Below are 25,701 nucleotides of genomic sequence, written 5' to 3' on the forward strand. Positions count from 1 at the left end.
GGTCAGCCCGACAGGACCATGGCCCAATAGGGCGGGGCGCCGGTTGATGTGCGGGCCATGGCGACGCCGAGACCCCTGTAGGAGCCGAGTATGTTCTCAAGATGTTTGGGGGAATCGATCCAGGCCCGGACTGCGGCCTCGACCGTGTTCTGGCCGCTGGCGATGTTTTCAGCGGCTGGCAGTGCCACGTCATTTTTCTTCATCCTCGCGCCGAAATCGTCGCCGAAACCGATCAGGTGCTTCATCTCGTTTGCTTTCGCCATGCGCACCGCCTGTTGGACGGCTGCCTTGCGGGCAGGCGAATTGAGAGCCAGGGTGGACAGGCCGCGGCCTTGGCGCAGCGTGTTGACCATGGGAAGGGCTGCTTCCGTCTCATCCTCCGCACCTGCCGTCGGTGTCAGGATCGACGTGGTGGAACAGCCGGCGAGCATCAGCCCCATTCCGGAAAGCACAAGAAAACCCCGTCGCGAAGAAGTCTGAAAGGTGGTCATGTCAGCGGCGGTAGCTGAAGATGCGCAGGATGATGAAGACCGGGATGACGACGATCGCGCCGAGCAGAAGGTAGCTTCCCACCCGTCCGAGCGCCCTGAAGCCGTTATACCATAAGTCGAGAACGTGATAGCGGATGCTGTCCACGATATTGTCCGGCGTGAAGCCGAAGAATGCGAGAACAAAACCCACGATCAGGCACACGACGATCAGCTTCACGATCGTACGGCCTGGCGTATCGCCCAGGAACCTGTTGACCCCGTCCGCCATCCTTTTCCTTCTCCGAATTGCACCCTGAGAGATAGTCGGCAGCCGCAGCCGCCGCAAGTCTTTTGGGTTCCCTCAAATAGAACTTGAGTTTTTTTGTGACTTCGGCCAATAACCCGCACCCTCTTGAGATGCGCCAATGCTGCCCAGCCAGTTTTCTTCCGGCGATGTGATCGCTGACCGTCGCGCCGACTATGCCCGCATGCTGTCGGAGGCGGGTGATTTCGGCGCAGCCGCCGAACTGATGGAGCAGACCCTTGAACTGGTGCCCGCTTGGGCGGCCGGCTGGTTCCGTCTTGGCGAATTCCGGGAAAAGGCAGGCCTCGAAACCGCCGATGAAGCCTACCGGCAGGCGCTGGCGCTCGAACCGGAAGACGTCTTCGGTGCGCGTTTGAAGCTTGCGCTGCTCGGCGTGGAGGAAATACCGGACCAGCCCCCGAGCCGCTATGTCGAAGGCCTGTTTGACGACTATGCCGACCGGTTTGATACGGCGCTGGTCGAAAAGCTCGATTATTCCGTGCCCGGCAAGCTTGCCGCCTTGGTCGCGCCCTATGCGCCGTTTCGCAACGTGGTCGATCTCGGCTGCGGAACCGGCCTTTTCGGCGCGGAAATCCGCGGGCAGGCAGGCTACCTCGAAGGCTTCGATCTTTCCCTGAACATGCTGGCTCGGGCGGAGGCGAAGGGCCTCTACGACCATCTCGGTCAATCCGATCTCAGCCGGCCCTCCAAAGAAGCCGGTCTCTTCTCCGATGCTTTTCCCAAACATCGCGCCGATCTCGTTTCTGCTGCCGACGTGTTGATGTATCTCGGCTCACTGGAGACCGTCTTTCCGCTTGTGCTGGAGCTTCTGGTGCCGGGCGGCTTTTTCGCCTTTTCGGTCGAGGATGCGGGTGACGGTGAAACCTTCCTTTTACGGGAAACCCTCCGCTACGCCCATTCCGAGGCCTATATCCGCTCGCTGCTTGCCCGTTACAGCCTGGCGCTTCTGGACATGCGGAAGACCGTCATTCGTCTGGATGCCGGAAAACCCGTCCACGGCATTCTGTTTCTGTCGCGCAAGCCCGCCTGATCGACCATTTCTTGCTTTTTTCCTTGCCGTCTCATCGCCGCTTGAACGCCCTTGATGACGGTTTTATTGCAGTGCAATATTATCGAAAACAAAGGGGCAAACGTTGGCTGGACAGCAGAAGCAGGTTCAGAAAAGAAGCCTTGGCTTCTACAGCATCGATCCGTCGAAGCACACGTTGCTTGAAGACGCGCAGGGGTTGGTCACCGGCGCGATGGTTGCGGCTCTCGGCTTCTATTTCCTGAACGAGGTCGGGCTTTTGACCGGCGGCACGGCGGGGGTCGCCTTTCTGCTGCATTACGCCTTCGGAATCTCCTTCGGCCTGCTGTTCTTCATCGTCAATCTGCCGTTCTACTATCTCTCGTTCCGGCGCCTCGGCCTGGCCTTCTCGCTGAAGACCTTTATCGCTATCGGCCTCGTTTCGGTGATCTCCGAAATCGAAAGCCGTTTTTTCCTGATCGATTATCTTCATCCCTTCTGGGCAGCTCTGCTCGGCGGCCTCTTGCTCGGTTACGGATTGCTGGCGCTCTACCGTCACCGGGCGAGCCTCGGCGGTGTCGGCATCCTGGCGATCTATATCCAGGACCGTTTCGGCATCCAGGCCGGATTGATCCAGCTTGCCTTCGATCTCTGCGTCATGCTCTGCGCCTTCGCGGTGGTCAGTCCCGTGACGGTGGCGTGGTCGGTGGTTGGTGCTGTCGTCCTCAACCTGTTCCTGGCGATCAACCATCGCTCGGATCGCTATATCGTGGTGCGCTGATGACGGATGCTGCTGCGAAGAAAAGCCCGGTCGGCTTCTGGGCATCGAGTTCCGACCGCCATTCACCGCTGGAGGATGTGCAGGGGATCGCCGCCGGCAGCATGCTCGCGGCACTCGGCGTCACCATGCTTTCCTCGGCGCATCTCCTGATCGGCGGCACGGCAGGCCTCGGCTTCCTGATCCGCTATTCGACCGGCCTGAGCTTCGGCCTCGTCTTTTTCGCGCTCAACCTGCCGTTCTATTGGATCGCCTACAAGCGGCTCGGCCTTGCCTTTACGATCAAGACCTTTGCAGCCGTGGCGTTCACCTCGGCGCTGACGGAATTCCTGCCCGGCCTGATTGCCTTCGACCATATTCATCCGGTCGTGGCGGCCCTGTTCGGCGGCCTGCTGATCGGCACCGGCATGCTGGCTCTCTTCCGTCACAGGGCAAGCCTTGGCGGCTTCGGCATATTGGCTCTCTATCTGCAGGATCGGTTCGGCTGGCGGGCCGGCTTCGTCCAGCTCGGCCTCGACGGCGTGGTGCTGGCGCTCTCCTTCTTCGTCGCCAGCCCCTATGTCATCTTGTGCTCGATCCTTGCGGCGGTGACACTCAACCTGACGCTCGCCATCAACCACCGCACGGATCGTTACATCGTCCGGTGAGCAATTCCAGGAAAAGTGCCTGGCGGTTTTCCGTCCGGAATTGCGCCAAACAAAAGATCAGTCGGCCTCTTCACACAGCCTTTGCCGGCTGATCGATCGGATGCATGGCGCGGAAGCCGACGCAGAGCCGGTTCCAGATGTTGATCACGCCGATCGCGACTGTGATCTTGACCATGTCCTCTTCGGTGAAATGCGCCCTCAGCGTCTCGTAAGCGCTGTGGGGAACATGGGTATCGGCAACGCGGGTCACCGCATCCACCCAGGTTAAGAGCGCCCGTTCCTTTTCGTCGTAGATCGGCGATTCTTCCCACGCGCTCATGAGGTTGATCCACTGCTCGGAAAGACCGTCATGCCGGCTTTCCTTCACATGCATGTCGATGCAGTAGGCGCAGTGGTTGATGATCGAGGCACGCAGCTTGATGAGGTGGATGTGGCGAGGTTCGAGGCCGCACCCCTGGACGTAGTTTTCGAGGTTCTTGACGGCATTGTAGGCTTCCTGCGAGGCCTTGTAGAAATTCAGGCGCGGCTGCATCGATCTTCTCCTTGGGGTGTGGCCTATAGGTTGAGCTTTCAACCTTCAGCGGGCCGTCTTGCGTTCGTGGATGTCGAGGAAGGCGCAGCCGCGGGCGGCAATCCCCCCGTCGTCGGTGGCCTCCAGGTCCGCCAGGATGTCGGCGATCGACACCCTGGCGAGTTCGGCGCGATAGGCCCTTTCGGCCTTCAGCATCGCGGCATTGATGCCGCAGGGTTTCGCGAAATAGCGCCCGGGTAAGGGGTTCGGCCCGCGCTGGCGGATTTCCGCGCAGCGGAAGGCGGGAGCCGGCCCTTCGACGGCGAGCACGATATCGAGCAGCGAGATGTCTTCCGGCTGCTTCGCCAGCCGATAGCCGCCCTTCGGCCCCGGCACGGTGTCGAGCAGACCGGCTCCCGAAAGCGCCTGCAGGTGCTTCAGGAGATAGCTCGTTGAGACGCCGTGAAACTCCGCCAGTGCCGCAGCCGAGAGTACGCCGTCTTCCGAAACGCGCGAAAGCATGGTCACACAGTGGATCGCCTGTTCGACGCCGTCGCCGAGTTTCATCCTTCACCTCCTAATCACGGATAATATTTATCCATGATTATATCCGGCCGTCAAGTGCTCTTCTTTTTCGGCTGTTTCCGCTTATCTTGAGCGGCGTGGATGTCATCGAAACCCAGTCTTCCGGCCGAGATGCCGCGCTCCTGCCCCGGCCGTTCCTGAAATGGTTCGCCGAAAAGGGCTGGCAGCCGCGCGCCCATCAGCTGGAGCTGCTTTCCCGCGCCACGGCCGGCGAGAACATGCTCCTGATCGCGCCGACCGGCGCCGGCAAGACGCTTGCCGGTTTCCTGCCGTCGCTCACCGATCTCACGCGCCGCGGAAAGATCCCGCCGGGCTCGGCTTTTGCGGGCATCCATACGCTTTACGTCTCGCCATTGAAGGCGCTGACGGTCGATATCGAGCGCAACCTGATGAAGCCGGTGACGGAAATGGGGCTGTCCGTCACCATCGAGAACCGCACCGGCGATACGCCGCAGGCCAAGCGCCAGCGCCAGAAGCTCAATCCGCCGGATATCCTGCTGACGACACCCGAACAGGTTGCCCTTCTGCTCGCCAACAAGGAGGCGGAGCGCTTTTTCAAAGACCTGAAATACGTCGTCTTCGATGAATTGCATTCGCTGGTGACCTCGAAGCGCGGCCACCTTCTGTCGCTCGATCTCGCCCGCATCCGAAGGCACGCTCCACGGGCGCAGACTATTGGTCTGTCCGCCACTGTCGCCGATCCCATGGACCTGCAGCGCTGGCTGGTACCCCAAGGCGAGAACCCGGCGCTGCCGGCCGGCCTCGTGCATGTCACGGGCGGTGCGGCGCCGAACATCACCATCATGAAGACCGATGACCGCATTCCCTGGTCGGGTCACGTTTCGACTTATGCGATGCCGGAAGTCTACGATGAGATCAGGCGCCACAGGACGACGCTGATCTTCGTCAACACCCGCTTCCAGGCGGAGCTTCTGTTCCAGACGCTCTGGACGATCAACGAGGACAACCTGCCGATTGCGCTGCATCACGGCTCACTCGATGCCGGTCAGCGCCGCAAGGTGGAGGCCGCCATGGCCGCCAACAAATTGCGCGCCGTCGTCGCCACATCGACACTGGACATGGGCATCGACTGGGGCGACGTCGATCTGGTGGTTCACGTGGGTGCGCCGAAAGGGGCCTCGCGGCTTGCCCAGCGCATCGGCCGGTCGAACCACCGCATGGACGAGCCTTCGAAGGCGATCCTCGTGCCCGCCAACCGTTTCGAGGTCCTGGAGTGCCAGGCAGCCCTCGACGCCAATTATCTCGGCGCGCAGGATACGCCGCCGGTCGGCGAAGGCGCGCTCGACGTGCTCGCCCAGCACGTGCTCGGGATGGCCTGCGCCGAACCCTTCGATCCGGTCGAACTCTATGAGGAAATCCGCACCGCTTCGCCCTATGCCGGTCTCTCCTGGGAAATGTTCGAACGCATCGTCGATTTCGTCGCGACCGGCGGCTACGCGCTGCGCTCCTACGAGCGCTATGCGAAAATCAGGAAAACCAAGGACGGTCGCTGGCGTATCTCCAATCCGCAGGTCGCGCAGCAATACCGCCTGAACCTCGGCACGATCGTCGAAGCGACCGAACTCAACGTCCGGCTCGTGCGGCGCAACAACAACGGTTCGCTCGGGCGGGGAGGGCTCTCCCTCGGCAAGGTCGAGGAATACTTTCTCGAACAGCTTGTGCAGGGCGATACGTTCCTGTTCGCCGGCAAGGTGCTACGCTTCGAGGGCATCCGGGAAAACGAATGCCTCGTCTCCAACGCCTTCTCGCTTGATCCGAAAATTCCCGCCTATGCCGGCGGCAAGTTTCCGCTGACCACCTATCTGGCCGCCCAGGTCCGCTCCATGCTCGCCGATCCGGATCGCTGGCGGGGCCTGCCGGATCAGGTGCGCGACTGGCTGAGCATCCAGCGGGAGCGCTCGATCGTGCCGAAGCAGGACGAACTTCTGATCGAGACGTTTCCCAGGGGAAAGCGCTTCTTCCTGATCGCCTATTGCTTCGAGGGCAGGCTGGCGCACCAGACGCTCGGCATGCTGCTCACCCGCAGGCTGGATCGCATCGGCGCCCACCCGCTCGGCTTCGTCGCGACGGATTATTCGCTCGCCGTCTGGGGGCTTGAGGACATGGGCACGATGATCCGTTCCGGTCGCCTGAGCCTTTCCGATCTGTTCGACGAGGACATGCTGGGCGACGATCTGGAGGCCTGGCTGAACGAAAGCTACATGCTGAAACGCACGTTCCGCAATTGCGCCGTGATTTCCGGTTTGATCGAGCGCCGCCATCCGGGCAAGGAAAAGACCGGAAGGCAGGTGACGGTCTCGACCGATCTGATCTACGATGTTCTCAGAACCCACGAGCCGGACCATGTGCTTCTGGAGGCGACGAGGCGGGATGCGGCATCCGGGCTTTTGGATCTCGGCCGGTTAGGCGATATGCTGAAGCGAATCAGGGGGCACATCACCCACCGCGATCTCGACCGCGTCTCGCCGCTTGCCATCCCGATCATGCTGGAGATCGGCAAGGAGCCGGTGCCGGGCGAGGCGCAGGACGCGGTGCTGAAGGAAGCCGCCGAGAAACTGATCGCGGAGGCGTTGAGCTGATGCGAATTTTAGGACTGGACGAGCAGAAATTGATGCACCGCCTTGGGCTTGCGGCCCGTGCCAATGGAACGACCGGAGCCGCCACAGGTGCGGAAGAGATCGTCGTAAACGGGGTCGCCGCGGTCTGCGATCCAATGGGCAGCCTCTATCTGCCGGAAAACGGCATGCTCGTCGTCTCCGACCTGCATCTGGAAAAAGGAGCGGCTTTCGCCCGGCGCGGCATGCTGCTGCCGCCCTATGACACGATTGCCACGCTCAACATCCTCTCGGCCGTCATCAACCGCTACGATCCGAAGATCGTCGTCTCGCTCGGCGACAATTTTCATGACCGGAAGGGCTCAGAACATCTACCGGAAGAGCTGCGCTCGCTGATCACAGCCATGGCGCGCGGCCGCGACTGGATCTGGATCAACGGCAACCACGATCCGGATGGCACCGTCGACCTGCCAGGCACCTGCACTGACGAGCTGTTTTACGGCGGTCTTGTTTTCCGCCATGAGCCGAGCCTGATTTCCGGAAAGGGCGAGATCGCCGGGCACCTGCATCCGGCAGCCACCGTCCGCCGCCGGGAAAAATCCGTCCGCCGCCCGTGTTTTGCGAGTGACGGTTCGCGTCTTCTCATGCCGGCCTTCGGCGTTCTGGCAGGCGGCCTCGACCTTCGCCACAAGGCGATGCGCGGCCTTTTCGACCATGAAAAGCTGGTCGCGCATCTTCTCGGCCGCGACCGCATCTATTCCGTTCGCTATAGCAATCTTATCGGTTGATCAGCGATAGACCAGCACCGGCGTCTTGGAGTTCGCCAGCACCTTCATGGTCACGCTGCCGAGCATGAAGGCCTTGAAGCCGGAGCGGCCGTGGGAGGCCATGGCGATCAGGTCGCAATTGTTCTTCTCTGCAGTCTCGACGATCGTCTTCGCCGTGTCGCCGCTGTCGAGCTTCACCGTCTCGCAGGCGACCATGTGCTGCTTTGCCGCTTCCTTGGCATCGGCAAGAATCCGGTCGGCCGCCTCGTTGTTGAAACGGTCATATTCCGCGTAGGCGACCTCCATCCCGGTCGGATTGAGCGTCATGACCTGCAGAGGCTCCATGACCACCAATACCGTGGCTTTCGCGCCAATCTCACGGGCGAAGTCCAGGGCTTTTTTGAGTGCCTCGGTGGAAATGGGCGATCCGTCCGTCGGGATCAGGATATGCTTGTACATGGGGTACCTCCAGTATCTGACAGCTATCTTTGCCGTGTAGCGTCGGCCGTCATTGACATGCGTCAAGACTGAGAGATGAAACGCTCAGATTTCACCGGACATTTCGCGACGCCGCCGGTCGAGCTCCTCGCTGTAGCGCCTCAGCGTGTGGCTCTCTGTCAGGAGCCCGACGACCTTGCGTTCGATCTGGTTGTTGACGACCGCGAGTGCTTCCGCCTCCAGCTTGTCGAAGATCGCGGCGGCCTGTTTGGCGTTCATCGTGCCGAGCAAAACGTCGTTGTGGTACTTCGCGAAGGAGGCGAGGGTGCGCGGCTCGGCGGAATCCTCCAGAGGCGCCGCATAGATATCCGGAAGAAGAATGATGCCGGCATATTTTCCGGCCTCGTCGGTAAGGATGACCCGCTGGGTGGAGCCCAGTGGGAAATCCTTACGGAACTCGCTGAGGCTCATGCTGGCGGATGCCGTCCGCACGTCTGCGCGCATCATCCGCTCGACGGTGAGGTTGCGGATCCAGCCGATATCGTGGGCGCTGCGGATGCTTTCGCCGCGCAGATGAAAACGCCAGGTTGCAAACGAATAGCCGAAGGTGGTGCGCACCGTCACCGACGAGGTGATGACGGCAGCCAGCGCAAGAACGGTGATGGGAAAGTCGCCGGTGACTTCCAGTGCCAGGAACGTCATAGTGAGCGGGCCGCCGATGACGGCGACCGCAAGTGCGCTCATGCCGACCACGGCGTAGATGACGGGCGTTACGGTGGCGTGGGCGAAAATATAGGGCGTGCTGAAGGCAAACAGCTTGCCGAGCAATGCGCCCATGAACAGCGACGCGAAGAAGAGCCCGCCGCGAAAGCCGGAGCCGATCGACACCGCCGAGGCGAGGAATTTCAAGGCGAGGATCGTCAGCAATGCCGGGATGGTCAGGTTCAGGTCGAGATTGAGATGCAGTGCGCCATGGCCGGCCCCCAGCACCTGCGCATCCGCCAGTGCGAGCAGGCCGACGACGATGCCGCCGAGTGCCGGCCTGAAGACCGGCGAGATCGAGCTCCTGCGCGCCAGTTCCTCCACGAAGGTTACGCCCTGCATGAGAAGTATGCCTGCGAAAGCGCAGAATATGCCGAGCACGATCGCGGGCACATAGTCGGCCGGGACGACCGCGCCGAACTGGCTGACGTCAATCATGGGCGCGTCACCGAACAGGCGGGTGATGATCGTGGCGATCAGCGCCGAGACCACGACCGGCGCCAGGCTGAGGATCGTATAGGTGCCGATGATCAGTTCGAATGCGTAGAACGCGCCGGTCAGCGGCGCATTGAAGGCGGCGGCGATCGCCCCAGCTGCGCCGCAGCCGACGAGGATCCTGAGATCGGAACGGCGTAGCTGCAGCAGGAGGCCGATTTTCGAGGCTAGGCCGGAGGAGAGCTGGGTGTAGCCGGCCTCCAGCCCGACGGAGGCGCCGAAGCCGTTGGAGATGAGGTTCTGGATGGCGACGATGATGCTGTCGGTCAGCGAGAGCCGGCCGCCGTGCAGCGCATTGGCCTCGATCGGGTCGACCATCGGCTTCTTGCGCCATTTCCGCAGGATGAGGAAGACCGCGCCCATGAGGATACCGCCGGCAATCGGCGCGGTGAGAATCAGGATGCGGTCGATCTCGGCGGCCGAACTCAGCCTTTCGCCGGCATCGAGCCGGAAAATGGACCGGTGCAGTTGTTGGGAGATCCAGCTCATGAGCGCAACGGCGAAGCCGGCCAGGATGCCGACCATCGCAGCGGCGATGATGAGGCCGAATTCCGTGCGCCGAATGAGCACACGCAGCCGGCCCGGATCGAGGAGAACGCGGGCGGAGCGCAGAGGGGGAAGGAGCCGGCGGAACATGGACATCTTGCGGAAACGAGGGGTAGCGCGTGTCTAGCGCAAATGCCCTGTCAGTCCAACCGTCCCCGGTGTTTTTCTGGCCTTCGGCAAGCGGTTTCAGGCCGCCTTGCCCACCTCATAGGTGAGGATCACCGCGCCATTCGCGGCAATGGTGGAATCGATGAGCTTCAGCGTCGTCTGCTGGGCCGCCTTCTTGAAAAGCGGATTGCCGGAGCCGAGCAGCACCGGAGCGATGCAGATGCGGTACTCGTCGACCAGGCCTTCCTTCATCAGCGACGCCAGCAGCTCGGCGCTGCCGAAGATGAGGATCGTCTTGCCATCCTCCGCCTTCAGCTTGCTGAGTTCCGCGACCGGATCGCTGACGACGCGCGTATTGTTCCATGCTGCCTCCTTCATCGTCTTCGAGACGGCAATCTTGGCCATGCTGTTCATGTAGTCCTTGACCTTGCCTTCTCCTTCGGCGGTCGGCCAGTAGGCGGCCATGCCCTCGTAGGTCTTGCGGCCGAAGACCAGCAGGTCCCCTTCCTCGCCGAATTGCTCCGAGAGTTCTTTAAGCTCCGGCCCCCAGGCATGGTTGTGGAAGTCGAGGTCCCACGGCTTCTCGCCTTCGAAATAACCGTCCAGCGTCATCAGGTTCCAGGCTACCAGCTTTCTCATGTCATCCTCCATCACGTTAAAACCAGTTGCAATAAACAAGCAGTTGAAAGTTAGCGAAACTGATTTTATAATGCAAGCGGTTTTTGGAGAAAAAAATGGAAGATGCGCATCGGTCGGGTTGCCCGATCAATCTTACGCTGGAAGTCCTGGGCGACCGCTGGAGCCTGATCGTCATCCGCGACATCATGTTCGGCAACCGCCGCCACTTCCGCGAACTCCTGCAGAATTCGGAGGAGGGCATTGCTTCCAACATCCTCGCCGACCGCCTGAAGCGGCTTCTGGAAAGGGGCCTGCTCACCCGTGAGGATGACCCGAGCCACAAGCAGAAGGCGATCTACAGCCTGACGGAAATGTCGATCCGGCTGGTGCCGATCTTCGCGGAAATGGGGGCCTGGGGACGCCGCTTCCTGCCGGTTTCGGAAGAGCTGTCGATCCGCGCCGAGCTGTTGGAGGAGGGCGGGCGGCCGCTCTGGGAGGATTTCATGCAGGAATTGCGCGTCCTGCATCTGCATGTCCCGCGCGACCCTTCCAAGCCTTCGGTTTTCGATCATCTGCGGGCCGCCTATCTGGAAGTGGTTGCCCGCAATAAAACCGCAGCCGAGTGATCAATCTTTGCGGAAGATCAGGCTGGCCCCCCAGCCGGTGATGACCGCGATCAGCACGCAGAAGAAACCGTAGGCGATCGGCCGCTCGTGGGCGGCATCGGTAATCGCCTGCTCGATGCCGGTCTTGACGACCCGAAGCGGCAGTTCCCGCTGTACGATGAGCTGGCCGCTCTTGAAGAGATAGGCGCGCACCATGTGCATGCCGTCCGGAATGTTGGCGGGCAATCTCAGCGAGGCACGGAACAGGCTGGTGGAGACGAAGCGCACGCCATCCGTGTCGCGCTGATAAAGCCCGTTTGACAGCTTGAGGCGCCGGTAAGCCTCGCGGAATTCGCCGATCAGGCCGGAATTCGGAATGTAGCCGACCGGATTGAGCGCCAGGTGATCGATGCCGACGCCGATATTGTTGAGGCTTGTGGGCTGGTCGATGTTGTCGATCTGGCGGGTACTGGCCAGCGAATAGCTTTCCGGCACCTGTTCGAAGGTCATCGACTGTGTGTTCATCCAGATGCCGAGGACCCGCTCCTTCTTGCGAACCGTCGCATAGTCTTTCGGGCCTTCGAGCGTGACGACCACGTCGTATTGCCCGATCGCCAGGAACAGCTCGTCTGCGTTGTTGAGCGCCCCGAAGATCGTCAGATCGGCACCGCGGAAATCCGAGGTGATGGCGATTTCACTAGTCGAGGCGCCGATTTCCAGCCCCTCCTTCACCGTTGAGGCCTGCCCGAGCGGCACCTGCGCCAGGGCCGGTTGGCAAAGGCCGAGGAGAAAAGCGAGGGAGACGGTGTGGAGGAGCGTGCGCATCAGTAGGACAGGCCTCCGACCGCGACGGAATAGATGTCGTCGGGCGTCACCACAAGCCCGATCGCGAGGCGGATGCCGACAGCAAGCACGAGGAGCGCCAGGAGTGCACGGAGCTGCTCGCCGCGCAGCTTCTGCCCGACGCGTACCCCGTATTGCGCGCCGATGACGCCGGCCACCATCAGGATCGTTGCCAGCACGATATCGACGGAATAGTTGGTCGCCGCCTGCACCATGGTCGTATAGGCGGTCACGAAGATGATCTGGAAGAGCGAGGTCCCGACAACGACATTCGTCGGGATGCGCAGGAGATAGATCATCGCCGGCACCATGATGAAGCCGCCGCCGACACCCATGATCGAGGTGAGCACGCCGATGCCGAAGCCGAGCGCCACGACCGGAATGGCGGAGAGATAGATCTTCGATTTCTTGAACCGCATCTTCAGCGGCAGCCGGTGCACCCAGATGTGTTGTCCCGGGCGCTTCAGCGCCACCGGCTGGTTCTGTTTCGCACGGCGCATGGCGCGCAGGCTTTCCTGCAGCATGAGGGCGCCGATGGTGCTGAGCAGCACGACGTAGAGGATCGAGATGAGGAGGTCGAGTTGTCCGAGACGGCGCAGCCAGGAGAAGATCCATATGCCGACCGAGGCGCCCGCCAGACCGCCGACCAGCAGGACGGTGCCGAGTTTCATATCCAGCGTGCCACGCCGGAAATGGGTGATCGCGCCGGAAATCGAGGAGGCGACGACCTGGTTGGCGCCGGTCGCCACCGCCACGACCGGAGGGATGTTGTAGAAGATCAGCAGAGGCGTGATGAGGAAGCCGCCGCCCACCCCGAACATGCCGGACAGGAAGCCGACGGCCGCACCCATGCCGAGAATGATGAAGATGTTCACCGAAAGCTCTGCGATCGGCAGGTAGACAGTCACGATCGAACCCCGAAAAAGGCAAAAAGCGACACCGTCGCGGGCGGTTCGCGATGTCTCTGATCCGCCCACTGCGGTGATGGGAAATGATTCTCACATGCCGCCTGAACAGGGCATGAAGGGTTATACCGTCATGCGCTCGGGCATCTGCCGAGTCAAATCGCAAGTGTCAGATAAAGCGACGATTTTACCCTTTTTGTGACGGCGTGATTAATATGCCGCTTCTCCCTAATATCGGTCGGGTAAGTCGCCTTACTTACTTGTTGCGGGTGAGCAGTTCTTTCACCAGCGCATCGTTGATCTTGCCGGTCGGCTCCTGGCCGACGGAAGTCTGGAAGGCCTTGATCGCGCCGATCGTCTTGGCGCCCATCCTGCCGTCCGGCTGGCCGGCGTCGAAACCGTTCTTGTTGAGGATCGCCTGGATGTTGCGGATCGCCTTTTCCATGTCGACGGAGGCCGTGGTCAGCGGCTTGCCCGAAGCCCATTCGTCCGGCAGGTTGATGGAATTGGCCTTCGGGTCGAGCGGTTTCAGTTTCCAGAGATCCACCTTGGCGCGGGCGCTTTCGAGCTGTTCCTTGCGCATGGCGTTCGCCACTTCGTCCCGTTTCTGCGCGGCGTCCTTGTCGCCGCTCTTGGCCGCGATCGCAAACCACTTGTAGGACTCTTCCAGATCCTGCTTCACCCCATTGCCGCGGGCATAGAGGATCGCGAGGTTGAACTGGCTGTCGGCAACACCGAAATCGGCGGCCTTTCCGAACCATTCGACGGCGGCGGCGTAATCAGGCTGGCCGGCGGCGCCTGAAGCGTAGAGTACGGCGAGATTGTGCATGGCGCTCGCATTACCCGCCTCGGCAGCCTGTTTATAGTAGGTCATGGCCTTGCTGAGGTCACGCGTGATGCCTGAACCCTTCTCGAAGAGGTTGGCGAGCCGGTATTGCGCCGGGGGCAAGCCGCGATCGGCGGCAAGCTTGTACCAGTTGGCGGCTTCCGACAGGTCCGGTGCCACACCGCGCCCCTCGGTGAAGCGGGCGCCGATCTCGAAAAGCGCGTTCGGATCGCCGGCCGCGGCAGCGTCGGCGAGCGATTTTGGCTCGATGCCGGCTGGAACGGTGATCTGGGCAGGGGCATCCACCTGCTGCGCGGGCACGAAATCGTCCTGAGCCTGGGTGGCGCTTCCGGCCGGCTCCATGGCGGAAATTTCGCCTGCGCCCGGTGTCGGATCGGTCAGGTGATTGCCGGGGCTGATCTGTCTCGGCGGCTCTGCGGGCGGAGTAGCCTGCACGCCTGCCACGTCCGCATTGCTGTCGACGCCGTCTGTCGCGGCCTGGTTGTCGATTGCCGGAGTTTCGCGCTCGCCGGTTTCGTCGGCCGGGGGGGCGGAGGGCCCGGCCGGTGCTTCGATGGCGGCAGGGGGGGCAGACGGAGCCTTCTCGCCGCTGATGAGCGTCTTGGCAAGCGGCGTGGCCATCAGAGCCAGAAGCACGGCGCCCACGGCCATCAGGATCGGCCGGCGATGCCTCGAGAGCATGGCGCCGAGGCCCTTGCCGGCGGTTGACTTCGCGGCGGCTTTCCGCATGTCCCTCGCCGACGAGGCGGTCTGCGACGGATCGGTTTCCTGGGCGGCCGCCTTGGCGGCACGGCGCGCGGCAGCGATATAGTCCGCTCTCGCCGCTCCCGCTGCCCGGTCGCTGTCGAATTCGCCGGCCGCCTGGCTGGCACGGACCCGCTCCAGAATCTTCTTCACATCGGGCGCACCGGAACCGGGCTCCAGAAGGTCGTTCTCATGGTCGGGCGGCAGCACGTCGGACGGGTCGATCGACGGCGTCGGCTCCACGACCGTGCGGCTGGCGGTCGTGTCTCCCTTGCCGCCCGGCAGGAAGCGGCGGGACAGCTCGGTGAGAAGGCTGGGTTTGGCGACCTTTGCCCGCGAACGCGCCTGGGTGTCGGCAGAGGCTGCCGAAAGCAGTTCGGCGGTATCCTGCATGGCATCGGCTGGCTCGTTGCGGGCGCCGAACGTCGCGACCGGTGCTTCCAGGGCCGCGCTCTCCTCATGCATTGCCTCTCCATGCGAAGAGACGGAAAGCTGCGCGGCAACCGGCATGGCAGGGGCCGGACGATGCAACTCTTGGCCCTCCGGCTCGCTGTAGTGGCGCTCGATATGGGCGGAGGCGGTGATCCGCCCCTCCATTCCGTCGAGACGATCGGCGATCTTCACCAGCGTGCCGTGCAAGGCCTCGAAGGTCTGGTGCGTCCGCTCTTCGGAACTGCGCGTCAGGTCTTCGAGATGACGGAGATCGTCGGCGAGCGCGGAAAGCACCGCCATGTCGGCAGCGGCGACCGGAGTGCCGGCGGCTGTGTCGCGGGAATAGGCCTCGACCACCGCTTCAGCCGCCTGGCGGGCCGCTTCGATGATGTATTCGTCATTGGTCGCCATATAGTTCTCGATCGCCGTCATGCGGCTTTCGAATTCGGCGGGGAGCGAGCTGGCCGCTGGCTGCGGCTGGCTGATCAGGGTCGAAAGATGCGCGATCTGGTCTTCCAGGTTGCGCAATGCGCTTTCGTCGCTGCGCGGTGCTGCCGCTGCCTCGTCCAGGCGGGTGGCGATATCGCCAAGGCGGTCCTCGATGCGGCCGAAGGCGTTCTGGTCGATGACCGGCTGGATAGGCGGCTGGAAATCCATCTCGTCGATCCGCCGGGCAAGATAGTCGAGGCGCTCGGCGAGCAGGTCATTGACCGCACCATGTTCAAGCCCGTCGATCTTGCGGGAAATGTCGGCGAGATGGTCGGAGAGGTCGGATTGCGGAACAGGCTTCTGAGCCTGTTCGAGGATCAGCGAGAGCTGTTCCAGCCGCTCTTCCAGGCGCATGGCTGCCTGTTCGTCGGTCAGCTCCTCGATGCGGCCTGTGAGGGCTTCGATGCGAGCCGATAGCGCCTCCGTCGGATCGATTTGTCGATGGGTTGCCTGGCTCATGGCCTCGATCTGGTCGGCAAGCACGCCGATCCGGCCTTCCAGCCTTTGCAGGAATGACTGGTCGAGCGAGGCCGAGGCGGCGGCGCGGCTGCCGGCGGCGATCGCCCGGCTGATTTCATCCAGCCGGTGGTCGAGGGTCGCAAACTGCTCAGCGATGGCTGCATCGTTCGGCTGCATGCGCGAGCCGAGCTGTTCCATGGCGCTGGCGACGGCGATCAGCTTCTGTTCGAGCGCCCGGATGACGGGGCTGTCGCTCATCTCGCCGAGCTGGCTCTTGATCTCGTCGATGCGGTAGGCGAGCGAGACGAGTTCTTCACGCAGCGCCGCCGAATCGAGGTCACCCATCCGTTCTGCCAGGCCCTGCCACCGGCTTTCCATGCGCTGCACGGAATCTTCCCGCGCAAGGCCGTCCATGGCGACGCGCAATTCCTCGAAGTCGGCGCGCAGGCCGGCCGCTTCCGGCGTCGATTGATGGCCGAGCTGGTCGATGCCTTCGGCGAGGCGGGCAAGATCGCTGCGCAGGTCGTCGGTGAAGCGCTGGTCCTCGGCAATCGACTTGATCGAACGGATTTCCGCGCGCAGCGCGTTCATCTCTCTCGCCACACCTTCGGAAATGTCCTGCTTCAGCTCCTGGCGCAGGTTTACCAGCGCCATGGCTATGTCCTGCACGCCGCTGTCGGGCTGCGGAGGCTGAGGTGCCTGCAAGTGTGGCTGCATCACCGGACGGCGGAGGTCTTCGCGGTGCGGCGCAGTGCGGCGGGCGTCTGCGTAACGGGGCGTTTCAACGTGAGACGGGACCGGGCGTTCCTCTGGCTTCAAGGCTTCCGGCGGGCGCACGTCGCTGCGGCGGGATTCCCCGTAACGCGGCTCTCGACGCATCTCGGATATGCGCGAAGGTTCGGTTCGCGTGTTGCGGTCGGAGTCCAGCACGCGTTGACGCTCCCGAATCTCGGCAAGCGGATCGGTGGAGAAATCGGTAACGCGATGAGCGCCTGCCGCCGGCACGGCGCGGCGTTCGTGACGCTGATCGCTCGGACGAGCTTCGCGGCTGGCGCCCGACATCAGTCCCTCGATCCGCGCCTCGAGACCTTCGATGGTGCGGTTCAGCGCATCCAGGGAAGAGCGGTCGCCATGACGGTAAGGGGTCGATCGTGATCCGTTCATTTGCTCGCTCGTTTCGACGTTGGTCCCGTAGGCTCTCGTCCAAGGCCACGTTGAGAGAGCCTGCTTCTCCCGCAAAATTAGCCGTTTATTGGGATACCCCTACACAAGACTTGCCATTTCCGGCGGGCGCGGCATTTCTGAAGTAAATGCTCCGCGTCGCTCCAGGCCCCACTATTTCTCGAAACGTGGTAAACAAGTCGTTAACCGGAGTGAAAATTTTAACCTTTTCCGGCAGGTTCTAGCGCTTATGTGTCATGACCTTCGATTGGCGAGCGCACTCTTCCCGCTTCTCTTGAGCCTTGGATCTCTTCCGCATGTTGATGTGTCGGCTTGAACGGAGAAGAAGAGGCGGCCGGTGGACGGGAAATTTCGTTTCCAGCACATTTGACGTTTACGCAAACGTCAATTATTCATGAGAGCAGGATACGGATCTTGCCGCTGAGCCGAAGGCACCCGAGCGAGATTTCAGACGAGGATAGGAGGAAGCTCGACCATGCCAGTATACAAGGCGCCGGTGAACGACACGCTTTTCATCTTGAACGATGTGCTGGGGCTGGAACGCTACGGCAATCTGCCGGGCTTTGCCGATGCTTCGCCGGACATGCTGGAAGCGATCGTCGGAGAGGCCGCCAAGGTCGCGGAAGACGTGCTTTTTCCGCTCAATCTCTCCGGAGATCAGGAAGGCTGTACCCGCCACGACGACGGCACCGTTTCCGTGCCGGAGGGCTTCAAGGAGGCCTATGACCAGTATTGCCAGTCCGGCTGGATCGGCCTTGCCGTACCGCCGGAATTCGGCGGCCAGGGCCTGCCCTATACACTGCATGCCGCCGTCGGCGAATACATGTCGTCGGCCAACATGTCGCTGATGATGTATCCGGGCCTGACCCAGGGCGCCATCGCTGCTATCCTCGTGCACGGTTCCGATGAGCAGAAGCAGACTTATCTGCCGAAGATGGTGGAGGGCACGTGGTCGGGGACGATGAACCTGACCGAACCCCATTGCGGCACCGATCTCGGCCTGCTGCGCACCAAGGCGGTGCCTCAGGGTGATGGCTCCTACAGGATCTCTGGCCAGAAGATCTTCATCTCCGCCGGCGAACACGGCATGACCGACAATATCGTGCATCTGGTTCTCGCCCGCATCGAAGGCGCGCCGGAGGGCACCAAGGGCATTTCGCTCTTCATCGTACCGAAATTCCTGGTCAAGGGGGACGGTTCTCTTGGTGATCGCAACGGGGTTGCCTGCGGCGCGATCGAGCGCAAGATGGGCATTCACGGCAATGCCACCTGCGTCATGAACTACGACAATGCGGTGGGCTACCTGATCGGCGCGGAAAACAAGGGCCTCGCCGCCATGTTCGTGATGATGAACGAGGCCCGCCTCGGTGTCGGTCTCCAGGGGCTGGCGGTCGCCGAGACGGCCTACCAGAACGCCGTCGCCTATGCCAACGAGCGTCTTCAGGGCCGCTCGCTCTCCGGCCCGAAGAACCCTGCCGGCAAGGCCGACCCGATCATCGTGCATGCCGATATCCGCCGCACGCTGATGACCATCCGCGCCTTCAACGAGGCCGGCCGCGCCTTCCTGCTGTGGACCGCGCTGAAATCCGACATCGCCCACCGCTCGGAAGACGAGAAGGAACGCCAGAACGCCGACGACCTGCTCGGCCTCGCCACCCCCATCCTCAAGGGCGTCCTGACCGACAAGGGCTTCGAGCATGCCGTCATGGCCCAGCAGGTCTTCGGCGGTCATGGCTATATCGAAGAGCACGGCATGAGCCAGTATGTGCGCGATGCCCGCATCACCATGATCTATGAGGGGGCGAACGGCATCCAGGCCCTCGATCTGGTCGGCCGCAAGCTGGCGCTGAACGGCGGCCGCGCCGCCATGGCGATGTTCAAGGAAATCGGCGATTTCTGCGAGGAGAACCGCGCCGACGAGAACATGGTCCTGTTCACCAAGGCTCTCAAGAAGGGCTTGAACGACCTGCAGGCGGCGACCATGTGGTTCATGCAGAACGCCATGGCCAAACCCGACAATGCCGGTGCCGGCGCGACCGATTATATGCATCTCTTCGGCCTCGTGACGCTCGGCTACATGTGGGCGAAGATGGCGAAGACCGCGCAGGAGAGGCTTTCCGCCGGCGATGCCCGCGCCGATTACCTGAAGAACAAGCTGGTCACGGCGAAATTCTTCATGGAAAAGGTCATGCCGGAAACGGCGCTGCGCAAGGCCCGGATCGAGGCGGGCGCCGACAGCGTGATGGAACTCGCCGCGGAAGCATTCTGAGAACAAGGCGCTTCGGCGCTACCCCAAAGGGGTAATACGGGAGATGACACCATGACCGAAGCCTTTATCTACGACCATGTGCGCACGCCGCGCGGGCGCGGCAAGAAGGATGGCAGCCTTCACGAAGTGCCCTCCGTCCGCCTCGCCGCCAAGACGCTGGAAGCGCTGCGCGACCGTAACGGCCTCGACACGACCAAGGTCGACGACATCATCATGGGCTGCGTCGATCCGGTCATGGATGCCGGCGCCGTCATCCCCAAGGCCGCCGCCTTCGAGGCCGGCTACTCCTTCAGGGCGCCCGGCATGCAGATTTCCCGCTTCTGCGCCTCCGCGCTCGACGCGGTGAACCTCGCCGCCGGCAAGATCATCGCCGGTTCCGACGACATCGTGATCGCCGGCGGGGTGGAGAGCATGTCGCGCGTCGGCATGGGCATGTCCGGCGGCTCCTGGTACATGGACCCTTCCGTCAACTTCCCCGCCTATTTCATGCCGCAGGGCGTCTCGGCCGATCTCATCGCCACGAAATACGGCTTTACCCGCGACGATGTGGACGCCTATGCGGTCGAAAGCCAGAAGCGCGCCGGGCACGCCTGGAAGAACGGCTATTTCTCCAGGTCGGTCATCCCGGTGAAGGACCAGAACGGGCTCACGATCCTCGACCGCGACGAGCACATGCGCCCGGAAACCGACATGCAGGCGCTGGCCTCCCTCAATCCGTCCTTCCAGATGCCGGGTGAGATGGGCGGTTTCGAAGCCGTCGGCATCCAGGCCCATCCGGAAGTCGAGCGCATCAACTACGTCCACCACGCCGGCAATTCGTCGGGCATCGTCGATGGCGCCGCGGCCGTCCTCCTCGGCTCCAGGGCGGGCGGCGAGAGCATGAACCTCAAGCCCCGTGCCCGCATCCGCGCTTTCGCCAATATCGGCTCCGAACCGGCGCTGATGCTGACCGGCCCGGTCGACGTCACGGAAAAGCTTCTGAAGCGTTCCGGCATGCAGCTTTCCGATATCGACCTTTTCGAACTCAATGAAGCGTTCGCCGCCGTCGTGCTGCGCTATATGCAGGCTTTCGGGATCAGCCATGACCGGATCAACGTCAACGGCGGCGCGATCGCCATGGGCCATCCGCTCGGCGCCACCGGCGCGATGATCCTCGGCACGGTTCTGGACGAGCTGGAACGGCGCGATCTCAACACCGCGCTGGTGACACTCTGCATCGGCGCCGGCATGGGCACCGCCACCATCATCGAACGCGTCTGAGGGAGGATGACGATGACCTACACGAACTTCACCGTCGAAACCGACGCAGACGGCATTACGCTCGTCACCTGGGACATGCCGGAAAAGTCGATGAACGTCTTCACCCAGGAGGTGATGGACGAGATCGAACAGATCGTCGACGCCACGGTTGCGGATAGCGCCGTCAAGGGCGTCGTCTTCACCTCCGGAAAATCGTCCTTCTCCGGCGGCGCCGATCTCACCATGATCAAGTCGATGTTCTCCATGCTCGCCGAGGAAAAGGCGAGGGACCCGCAAGCCGCCGCGCAAAAGCTCTTCGATGCCGCCGGCCGCATGTCCTGGCTCTGGCGCAAGGTCGAGACCTGCGGCAAGCCCTGGGTCTCGGCGATCAACGGCACCTGCATGGGCGGCGCCTTCGAGCTTGCTCTGTCCTGCCACGGCCGCGTCGCCGCCAGTTCGAAATCGGTCAAGCTCGCGCTGCCGGAAGTCAAGGTCGGCATCTTCCCCGGAGCGGGCGGCACCCAGCGCGTCTCCCGCCTCGCCAACACGCAGGATGCCCTGCAGATGATGACGACCGGCCAGACGCTCACCCCCCAGCGCGCCAAGGCCATAGGCCTCGTCCACCAGGTGGTCGAGCCGGGCGAGCTCATCACCGCCGCCAAGCAAATGATCAAGGACGGCCTGAAGCCCGTCGCGCCCTGGGATGAAAAAGGTTTCAAGGTGCCGGGCGGCGGCATCTGGACGCCGGCATCGGCCCAGCTCTGGCCGGCGGCCCCGGCCATCCTGCGCCGCGAGACGGCCGGCAACTATCCGGCGGCGCTGGCGATCCTCAAATGCGTCTACGAGGGCCTGCAGCTTCCCTTCGATCTGGGCCTGAAGGTCGAGCAGCGTTATTTCACCGAGATCCTGCAGACCACCGAAGCCTTTTCGATGATCCGCTCGCTCTTCGTCTCCATGCAAGAGCTCGGCAAGGGCGCCCGTCGTCCTGCCGGTATCCCGAAGACGGAGTTCAAGAAGATCGGCGTCGTCGGCGCGGGCTTCATGGGTGCCTCGATCGCCTATGTGACGGCCGCCGCCGGCATTCCCGTCACCCTCATCGACCGCGACCAGGAAGCCGCGAACAAGGGCAAGGCCGTCTCCGAAAAGCTGGTGGCGGATTCCATCGGTAAGGGAAGGATGACGAAGGAAGAAGGCGTAAAGCTGCTGTCGCTGATCACGCCCACGCCGGATTATGCTGCACTTTCCGATGCTTCGCTCGTCGTCGAGGCGGTCTTCGAGGACCGCGCCGTCAAGAAGGCGGTCATCGAGCAGGTGGAAGCGGTGATCCCGGAAACCACCGTCTTCGCCTCCAACACCTCGACCCTGCCGATCACCGGCCTGGCGGAAAATTCGAAGCGCCCCGACCAGTTCATCGGCGTGCATTTCTTCTCGCCGGTGGAAAAGATGATGCTGACCGAGGTGATCCTCGGCGAACAATCGGGCGACAGGGCGCTCGCCGTGGCGCTGGATTACGTCGCGGCGATCAAGAAGACCCCGATCGTCGTCAACGACACCCGCGGCTTTTATGTCAACCGCTGCGTCTTCCGTTACATCAACGAAGCCTATGACATGCTGATCGAGGGCGTGCCGGCGGCGATGATCGAGAACGCCGCGAAAATGGCCGGCATGCCGGTCGGCCCGCTGTCGCTCAACGACGAGGTCGCCGTCGATCTCTCCCAGAAGATCATGAAGGCATCGATCGCCGATCTCGGCCCCAACGCCGTCAAGCCGGAGCATATGGCGCTCATCGACCAGATGGTCGATGTCTTCGACCGCCGCGGCCGCAAGAACGGCAAGGGTTTCTACGAATACCCGGCCAAGCCCGCGAAAAAATATCTCTGGCCGGAGCTGAAGACGCTCTACCCGCAGAAAAAAGCCGAGGAGGTTGACGTCAACGTCCTGAAGCAGCGCCTCTTGGTGACGATCGCGCTCGAAGCCGCCCGCACCATGGAAGAAGGCATCGTCACCGACCCGCGCGAAGCCGACGTCGGCTCCATCCTGGGCTTCGGCTTCGCCCCCTATACCGGCGGCACGCTCTCCTACATCGACGGCATGGGCGTGAAGAACTTTGTCGCGCTCTGCGAAAAGTTGGCGGCGAGCTACGGCCCGCACTTCAAGCCGACGGAGCTCCTGAAGGACATGGCGGCGAAGGGCGAGACGTTTTACGGAAGGTTTGATCCGTATGGGAAGGTGAGGGAGGCGGCGTGAGTGCTTGTGTTAATGCTAGAGGCATCATCTAGCTTGATGATGCCTCGTAGCTCATGTAGGCTTTAGTCAAACGATCTGTCGTTTGGAGGGATAGGCGACGCGTCTTTGAAACGTTGACCGTGGACCACGTGATTTACGGTTCCAACGTTAAGTCCGAAGACGATAGCCGTTTTGGTTTGCGACCATCCCTCCACTTTGACTGCCCACAGTACGTTACACGCTTTAGCGTGAGTGCATGGGAAATGGTCACTCATATGTTCGCGCATGGTGTTCCTTTCGCGCGTTGATGTTAGAATGACCGACTAGGAAAGTAGTTCTCGTGTGGCTCCCCTAATCGGGTAGGTCATACAAAGCCCGCATCGATTGTTGGTAGCTTTCGATGCGGGTCCATTTTAGACCGCTAGTACGGTCGATGGGCATTAGCCATATCCAGCCTCCTTTCTCTCGCTGGGTTGATGTTATGACGGAGGAGCAAACGCAATTTGTTCTTCCGTCACTCGAAAACATCGGGTTTCGCCTTTTTCGCGTCGGGTCCAAGCAAGTCATCCAAAGTCTCTGGCTCTGGTTTGTCATCATCAAGTTGGAGTGCTCTAGAGGGATTGTCTGCCTTTGCCCCCCGCGGACCGAGACCATCACCCCATTCTGTCAATCCATAACCGTGCCGTTTTACGTTGTTAAAGCGCGTGGAGTTTGTCAAAAAAGCAGAAAGGGTCTTAGCAGGTATCTGCCCGCTCAATTCTATTCCTGCCGCTTGAACCACTGGCAGAAGTTCGCCCGACGAAGCTCTAGTTCCTCGCTCGGTAAGGAATTTTGTCACCACCTCATCCACTTGCGCGGCCTTCGTTCCAGCGCGGGGACTTGTGGTCGTTGGCAGTATACGTACGTGGCTGATTGACTTTGCCGGCTCTCTTTCTTCTATGGCTTCATAGAGAGCAATCAATCTACGGACCTGTTGAAGTTTCTGAAAGACAGGGAGATCCTCAAGCTCTTTGGTTAGAGCTTCTTCCTCTTTTTTTGCGGCTTCGATAATAGGGCTTGCCATGATTCTTACTCCTAGACGGAAAGACAGAGATGAGCCAATTCAAGAGGGTTGCCAAGCGCTCTGCGAATTCTAAGAGAGAATATGAACATTTGAAGAACATAAGGCAGAGAATGGCAATCCGATCCCAATCAAATGTTGACAGAAGACGCATGGCGCACAGCCGTGCCCGTCCAGACGAGCGTTGGAAGGAGCCAGGATTTTGTAATGCGGTATCACAGTGAGGCTGATCTGCTGTAGGCAAAATTATCTTCGCCGTCGTATCCTCGGGCTTGACCCGAGGATCCAGACACAAGCCAAAATCCGTGGCTGCATAGAGCAGCCCGCTTGGGGCACTTCCGCTCGCCGCACCGTTTAGAAACCTCGGCCCTCGGGTCAGGCCCGAGGGTGACCCGAGGATCCAGACACAAGCACGGGGCGTGCGACACACTCTTCTGGAAAAGTCCACCCTCGCTCTTCCCCCACCCCCGCCCTACCTTCTCCCCATGTGCAACGACTACGAACAGCGCGTCACGTACGCCGAATACCGCAAGGCCATGGAGGCGATCGATCTCCGCGTGCCGCCGCAGGAGACCGAACTCGCGCTGCCCGAGGCCGATGACATCCGCATCGGCGATACCGGCCCGGTGATGCGGTCGGCGGAGGGCGAGGCGGTCGAGCTTTTCCCGATGACTTTCGGTTTTCCGCCACCGGAAGCCCAAGGGGGAAAAAGAAAAGGCGGGCCGGTCTTCAACTTCCGTTCCGAGGGCCGCAGCTTTGCGGCAAGCCGCCGCTGCCTCATCCCGGCCTCCGCCTTCTTCGAATTCACCGGCACGAAATATCCGAAGGCGAAACACCGCTTCACGCTGAACGATGCGCCCTTTCTCTGTATTGCCGGCCTCTGGCGGGAAGGGCAGGGCAACCAGCCGCCCGCCTTCACCATGCTGACCACCGCGCCGGGTCCGGATGTGGCACCCATCCACAACCGCCAGGTCGTGGTGCTCAGGCCCGAAGACTGGCGCCACTGGCTGCATCTGACGAAGCCGGAAAGCGAACTGTTGCGCCCCCTCCCGGAGGATTCGCTCGCCGTCGAGCAGGTGCGCAGCGGCAGCGATTGAGGCCTCCGGTTTCTGTTCTCTCTCAGTCGAATGGCGACGGAGGATCGTGGCACCCTACCTCTCCCTTGGCGGGAGAGGCTTTGAAGCGGTGGCCAAAGGCCAGAAATCGATGAAGTCGATTTCAGCGTACAAAGGCCTGAGCGCATCCTTGCGCGAAGGCAATCATGATCTTAGCGCAGCTAAGTCATAGATTTTGTTTGTGAGGGGGGCGCAGGGTGGGGACGAATTTGCCCCTCTCCTGAAAAACCTGGCACTTGGCTTATCAGCTAAGATGCTGATTTTTCTTCCTCTCCCGCAAGGGGAGAGGTCGGCGTCGTGCCTCCGATTTTCCTCGCCCTCCGAACCCATGCCTACAATCTCCTCGCTTCCGTCGCCGGAGTGTTTCGCGAGACGTTCGCGGGCAGGCGGGAGCCGGCGCTTCCATTCTAACCGTAACGTGCGGGAAGGGTGGAAGAGGTGAAAGCCATGGAGCGTGTGCCGAAAGGCAGGCTCTCCTATCAAGCCTCCCCCTGGCCGCCGGGCCAGGTTCGGTTGAGCCGTGCAAGTGGCCTGAACAAGACCATGCAGCGAGGCGAGATGATCACCTGTAGGGGCTGGACACCCCGAAAGAACGCCGAAGGCCACGCGAATGCGGAGCCACATACTAAAATCAATTGAGGTTCCGCATTCGTG

At 61.9% G+C, this 25,701-nt stretch carries 21 protein-coding genes; 10 read left to right on the top strand and 11 right to left on the bottom strand.

Going from position 1 to position 25,701, the window contains the following annotated elements:
- Positions 1-2: 2 nt before the first annotated feature.
- Positions 3-491 carry a CAP domain-containing protein gene (locus J2046_RS01450; RefSeq protein WP_210048359.1) on the bottom strand — a complete coding sequence of 163 codons (489 nt, stop codon included), beginning with the start codon at positions 489-491 and terminating at the stop codon, positions 3-5.
- Position 492: 1 nt separating this feature from the next.
- Positions 493-759 carry a DUF6460 domain-containing protein gene (locus J2046_RS01455; protein WP_037158979.1) on the bottom strand — a complete coding sequence of 89 codons (267 nt, stop codon included), beginning with the start codon at positions 757-759 and terminating at the stop codon, positions 493-495.
- A 136-nt stretch (positions 760-895) separates the two neighbouring features.
- Here J2046_RS01455 and J2046_RS01460 point away from each other — a divergent pair, with 136 nt between their 5' ends.
- From J2046_RS01460 to J2046_RS01470, 3 genes are all read left to right on the top strand, one after another.
- Positions 896-1,825: a class I SAM-dependent DNA methyltransferase gene (locus J2046_RS01460; RefSeq protein ID WP_210048368.1), complete on the top strand. Its 930-nt coding sequence runs from the start codon at positions 896-898 to the stop codon at positions 1,823-1,825.
- 103 nt (positions 1,826-1,928) lie between these two features.
- Positions 1,929-2,582: a YitT family protein gene (locus J2046_RS01465; protein ID WP_210048369.1), complete on the top strand. Its 654-nt coding sequence runs from the start codon at positions 1,929-1,931 to the stop codon at positions 2,580-2,582.
- A complete protein-coding gene (locus J2046_RS01470) occupies positions 2,582-3,226 on the top strand; it encodes a YitT family protein (RefSeq protein ID WP_210048371.1) in 645 nt (214 codons plus the stop codon). The genes J2046_RS01465 and J2046_RS01470 overlap by 1 nt, the downstream gene beginning before the upstream one ends.
- Positions 3,227-3,296: 70 nt before the next feature.
- Here the strand turns inward: J2046_RS01470 and J2046_RS01475 are convergent, their stop codons facing one another.
- Entirely contained in the window at positions 3,297-3,758 is a 462-nt protein-coding gene (locus tag J2046_RS01475) for a carboxymuconolactone decarboxylase family protein (protein ID WP_210048381.1), read from the bottom strand.
- Positions 3,759-3,803: 45 nt separating this feature from the next.
- On the bottom strand, positions 3,804-4,304 hold the full coding sequence (locus tag J2046_RS01480) for an RrF2 family transcriptional regulator (RefSeq protein WP_210048395.1): 501 nt from the start codon (positions 4,302-4,304) through the stop codon (positions 3,804-3,806).
- A 95-nt stretch (positions 4,305-4,399) separates the two neighbouring features.
- Here J2046_RS01480 and J2046_RS01485 point away from each other — a divergent pair, with 95 nt between their 5' ends.
- Positions 4,400-6,922: a ligase-associated DNA damage response DEXH box helicase gene (locus J2046_RS01485; protein ID WP_210048397.1), complete on the top strand. Its 2,523-nt coding sequence runs from the start codon at positions 4,400-4,402 to the stop codon at positions 6,920-6,922.
- A 29-nt stretch (positions 6,923-6,951) separates the two neighbouring features.
- Positions 6,952-7,686, top strand: coding sequence for a ligase-associated DNA damage response endonuclease PdeM (pdeM, locus tag J2046_RS01490; protein WP_411828454.1), 735 nt, complete (start codon positions 6,952-6,954; stop codon positions 7,684-7,686).
- Here pdeM and J2046_RS01495 read toward each other — a convergent pair whose 3' ends face one another.
- The 3 genes from J2046_RS01495 to J2046_RS01505 form a co-directional block, all read right to left on the bottom strand.
- Complete coding sequence (locus J2046_RS01495; RefSeq protein WP_210048399.1) at positions 7,687-8,124, bottom strand: universal stress protein; 438 nt, start codon at positions 8,122-8,124, stop codon at positions 7,687-7,689.
- An 84-nt stretch (positions 8,125-8,208) separates the two neighbouring features.
- Positions 8,209-9,996, bottom strand: coding sequence for a chloride channel protein (locus J2046_RS01500; protein ID WP_210048408.1), 1,788 nt, complete (start codon positions 9,994-9,996; stop codon positions 8,209-8,211).
- A gap of 96 nt (positions 9,997-10,092) precedes the next feature.
- Positions 10,093-10,653, bottom strand: a complete 561-nt coding sequence (locus J2046_RS01505) for a dihydrofolate reductase family protein (RefSeq protein ID WP_210048410.1) — start codon at positions 10,651-10,653, stop codon at positions 10,093-10,095.
- Positions 10,654-10,748: 95 nt separating this feature from the next.
- Here J2046_RS01505 and J2046_RS01510 point away from each other — a divergent pair, with 95 nt between their 5' ends.
- Positions 10,749-11,258 (top strand): winged helix-turn-helix transcriptional regulator, encoded by a 510-nt coding sequence (locus tag J2046_RS01510; protein WP_210048412.1) that lies wholly within the window; start codon positions 10,749-10,751, stop codon positions 11,256-11,258.
- Here J2046_RS01510 and J2046_RS01515 read toward each other — a convergent pair whose 3' ends face one another.
- The 3 genes from J2046_RS01515 to J2046_RS01525 form a co-directional block, all read right to left on the bottom strand.
- Positions 11,259-12,062: a TIGR02186 family protein gene (locus tag J2046_RS01515; protein WP_210048414.1), complete on the bottom strand. Its 804-nt coding sequence runs from the start codon at positions 12,060-12,062 to the stop codon at positions 11,259-11,261.
- Positions 12,062-12,988: a sulfite exporter TauE/SafE family protein gene (locus J2046_RS01520; protein WP_210048416.1), complete on the bottom strand. Its 927-nt coding sequence runs from the start codon at positions 12,986-12,988 to the stop codon at positions 12,062-12,064. Before J2046_RS01520 ends, J2046_RS01515 begins: the two co-directional genes overlap by 1 nt.
- A 253-nt stretch (positions 12,989-13,241) precedes the next feature.
- The gene (locus J2046_RS01525) at positions 13,242-17,120 is read right to left on the bottom strand and encodes an SEL1-like repeat protein (RefSeq protein ID WP_210048425.1); all 3,879 of its coding nucleotides are present in this window, start codon (positions 17,118-17,120) and stop codon (positions 13,242-13,244) included.
- A gap of 493 nt (positions 17,121-17,613) precedes the next feature.
- Here J2046_RS01525 and J2046_RS01530 point away from each other — a divergent pair, with 493 nt between their 5' ends.
- The 3 genes from J2046_RS01530 to J2046_RS01540 are packed head-to-tail and all read left to right on the top strand — an operon-like array spanning position 17,614 to position 22,893.
- Positions 17,614-19,407: an acyl-CoA dehydrogenase C-terminal domain-containing protein gene (locus J2046_RS01530; RefSeq protein WP_210048426.1), complete on the top strand. Its 1,794-nt coding sequence runs from the start codon at positions 17,614-17,616 to the stop codon at positions 19,405-19,407.
- A gap of 51 nt (positions 19,408-19,458) precedes the next feature.
- Positions 19,459-20,667, top strand: coding sequence for an acetyl-CoA C-acetyltransferase (locus tag J2046_RS01535; RefSeq protein WP_210048428.1), 1,209 nt, complete (start codon positions 19,459-19,461; stop codon positions 20,665-20,667).
- Positions 20,668-20,679: 12 nt separating this feature from the next.
- Positions 20,680-22,893 carry a 3-hydroxyacyl-CoA dehydrogenase NAD-binding domain-containing protein gene (locus J2046_RS01540; RefSeq protein WP_210048431.1) on the top strand — a complete coding sequence of 738 codons (2,214 nt, stop codon included), beginning with the start codon at positions 20,680-20,682 and terminating at the stop codon, positions 22,891-22,893.
- Positions 22,894-23,386: 493 nt separating this feature from the next.
- Here J2046_RS01540 and J2046_RS01545 read toward each other — a convergent pair whose 3' ends face one another.
- On the bottom strand, positions 23,387-23,935 hold the full coding sequence (locus tag J2046_RS01545) for a hypothetical protein (protein ID WP_210048433.1): 549 nt from the start codon (positions 23,933-23,935) through the stop codon (positions 23,387-23,389).
- Positions 23,936-24,417: 482 nt separating this feature from the next.
- Here J2046_RS01545 and J2046_RS01550 point away from each other — a divergent pair, with 482 nt between their 5' ends.
- Positions 24,418-25,029 carry an SOS response-associated peptidase gene (locus J2046_RS01550; RefSeq protein ID WP_210049721.1) on the top strand — a complete coding sequence of 204 codons (612 nt, stop codon included), beginning with the start codon at positions 24,418-24,420 and terminating at the stop codon, positions 25,027-25,029.
- Positions 25,030-25,701 lie beyond the last annotated feature (672 nt).

This window comes from Neorhizobium petrolearium (assembly GCF_017873175.1).
GTDB lineage: Bacteria > Pseudomonadota > Alphaproteobacteria > Rhizobiales > Rhizobiaceae > Neorhizobium > Neorhizobium petrolearium.

Bases quoted from the DNA above. Each gene is read 5' to 3' on its own strand.
- J2046_RS01450 (WP_210048359.1), bottom strand. From the start codon at position 491: ATGACCACCTTTCAGACTTCTTCGCGACGGGGTTTTCTTGTGCTTTCC.
- J2046_RS01455 (WP_037158979.1), bottom strand. From the start codon at position 759: ATGGCGGACGGGGTCAACAGGTTCCTGGGCGATACGCCAGGCCGTACG.
- J2046_RS01460 (WP_210048368.1), top strand. From the start codon at position 896: ATGCTGCCCAGCCAGTTTTCTTCCGGCGATGTGATCGCTGACCGTCGC.
- J2046_RS01470 (WP_210048371.1), top strand. From the start codon at position 2,582: ATGACGGATGCTGCTGCGAAGAAAAGCCCGGTCGGCTTCTGGGCATCG.
- J2046_RS01475 (WP_210048381.1), bottom strand. From the start codon at position 3,758: ATGCAGCCGCGCCTGAATTTCTACAAGGCCTCGCAGGAAGCCTACAAT.
- J2046_RS01480 (WP_210048395.1), bottom strand. From the start codon at position 4,304: ATGAAACTCGGCGACGGCGTCGAACAGGCGATCCACTGTGTGACCATG.
- J2046_RS01495 (WP_210048399.1), bottom strand. From the start codon at position 8,124: ATGTACAAGCATATCCTGATCCCGACGGACGGATCGCCCATTTCCACC.
- J2046_RS01500 (WP_210048408.1), bottom strand. From the start codon at position 9,996: ATGTTCCGCCGGCTCCTTCCCCCTCTGCGCTCCGCCCGCGTTCTCCTC.
- J2046_RS01505 (WP_210048410.1), bottom strand. From the start codon at position 10,653: ATGAGAAAGCTGGTAGCCTGGAACCTGATGACGCTGGACGGTTATTTC.
- J2046_RS01510 (WP_210048412.1), top strand. From the start codon at position 10,749: ATGGAAGATGCGCATCGGTCGGGTTGCCCGATCAATCTTACGCTGGAA.
- J2046_RS01515 (WP_210048414.1), bottom strand. From the start codon at position 12,062: ATGCGCACGCTCCTCCACACCGTCTCCCTCGCTTTTCTCCTCGGCCTT.
- J2046_RS01525 (WP_210048425.1), bottom strand. From the start codon at position 17,120: ATGAACGGATCACGATCGACCCCTTACCGTCATGGCGACCGCTCTTCC.
- J2046_RS01530 (WP_210048426.1), top strand. From the start codon at position 17,614: ATGCCAGTATACAAGGCGCCGGTGAACGACACGCTTTTCATCTTGAAC.
- J2046_RS01535 (WP_210048428.1), top strand. From the start codon at position 19,459: ATGACCGAAGCCTTTATCTACGACCATGTGCGCACGCCGCGCGGGCGC.
- J2046_RS01540 (WP_210048431.1), top strand. From the start codon at position 20,680: ATGACCTACACGAACTTCACCGTCGAAACCGACGCAGACGGCATTACG.
- J2046_RS01545 (WP_210048433.1), bottom strand. From the start codon at position 23,935: ATGGCAAGCCCTATTATCGAAGCCGCAAAAAAAGAGGAAGAAGCTCTA.
- J2046_RS01550 (WP_210049721.1), top strand. From the start codon at position 24,418: ATGTGCAACGACTACGAACAGCGCGTCACGTACGCCGAATACCGCAAG.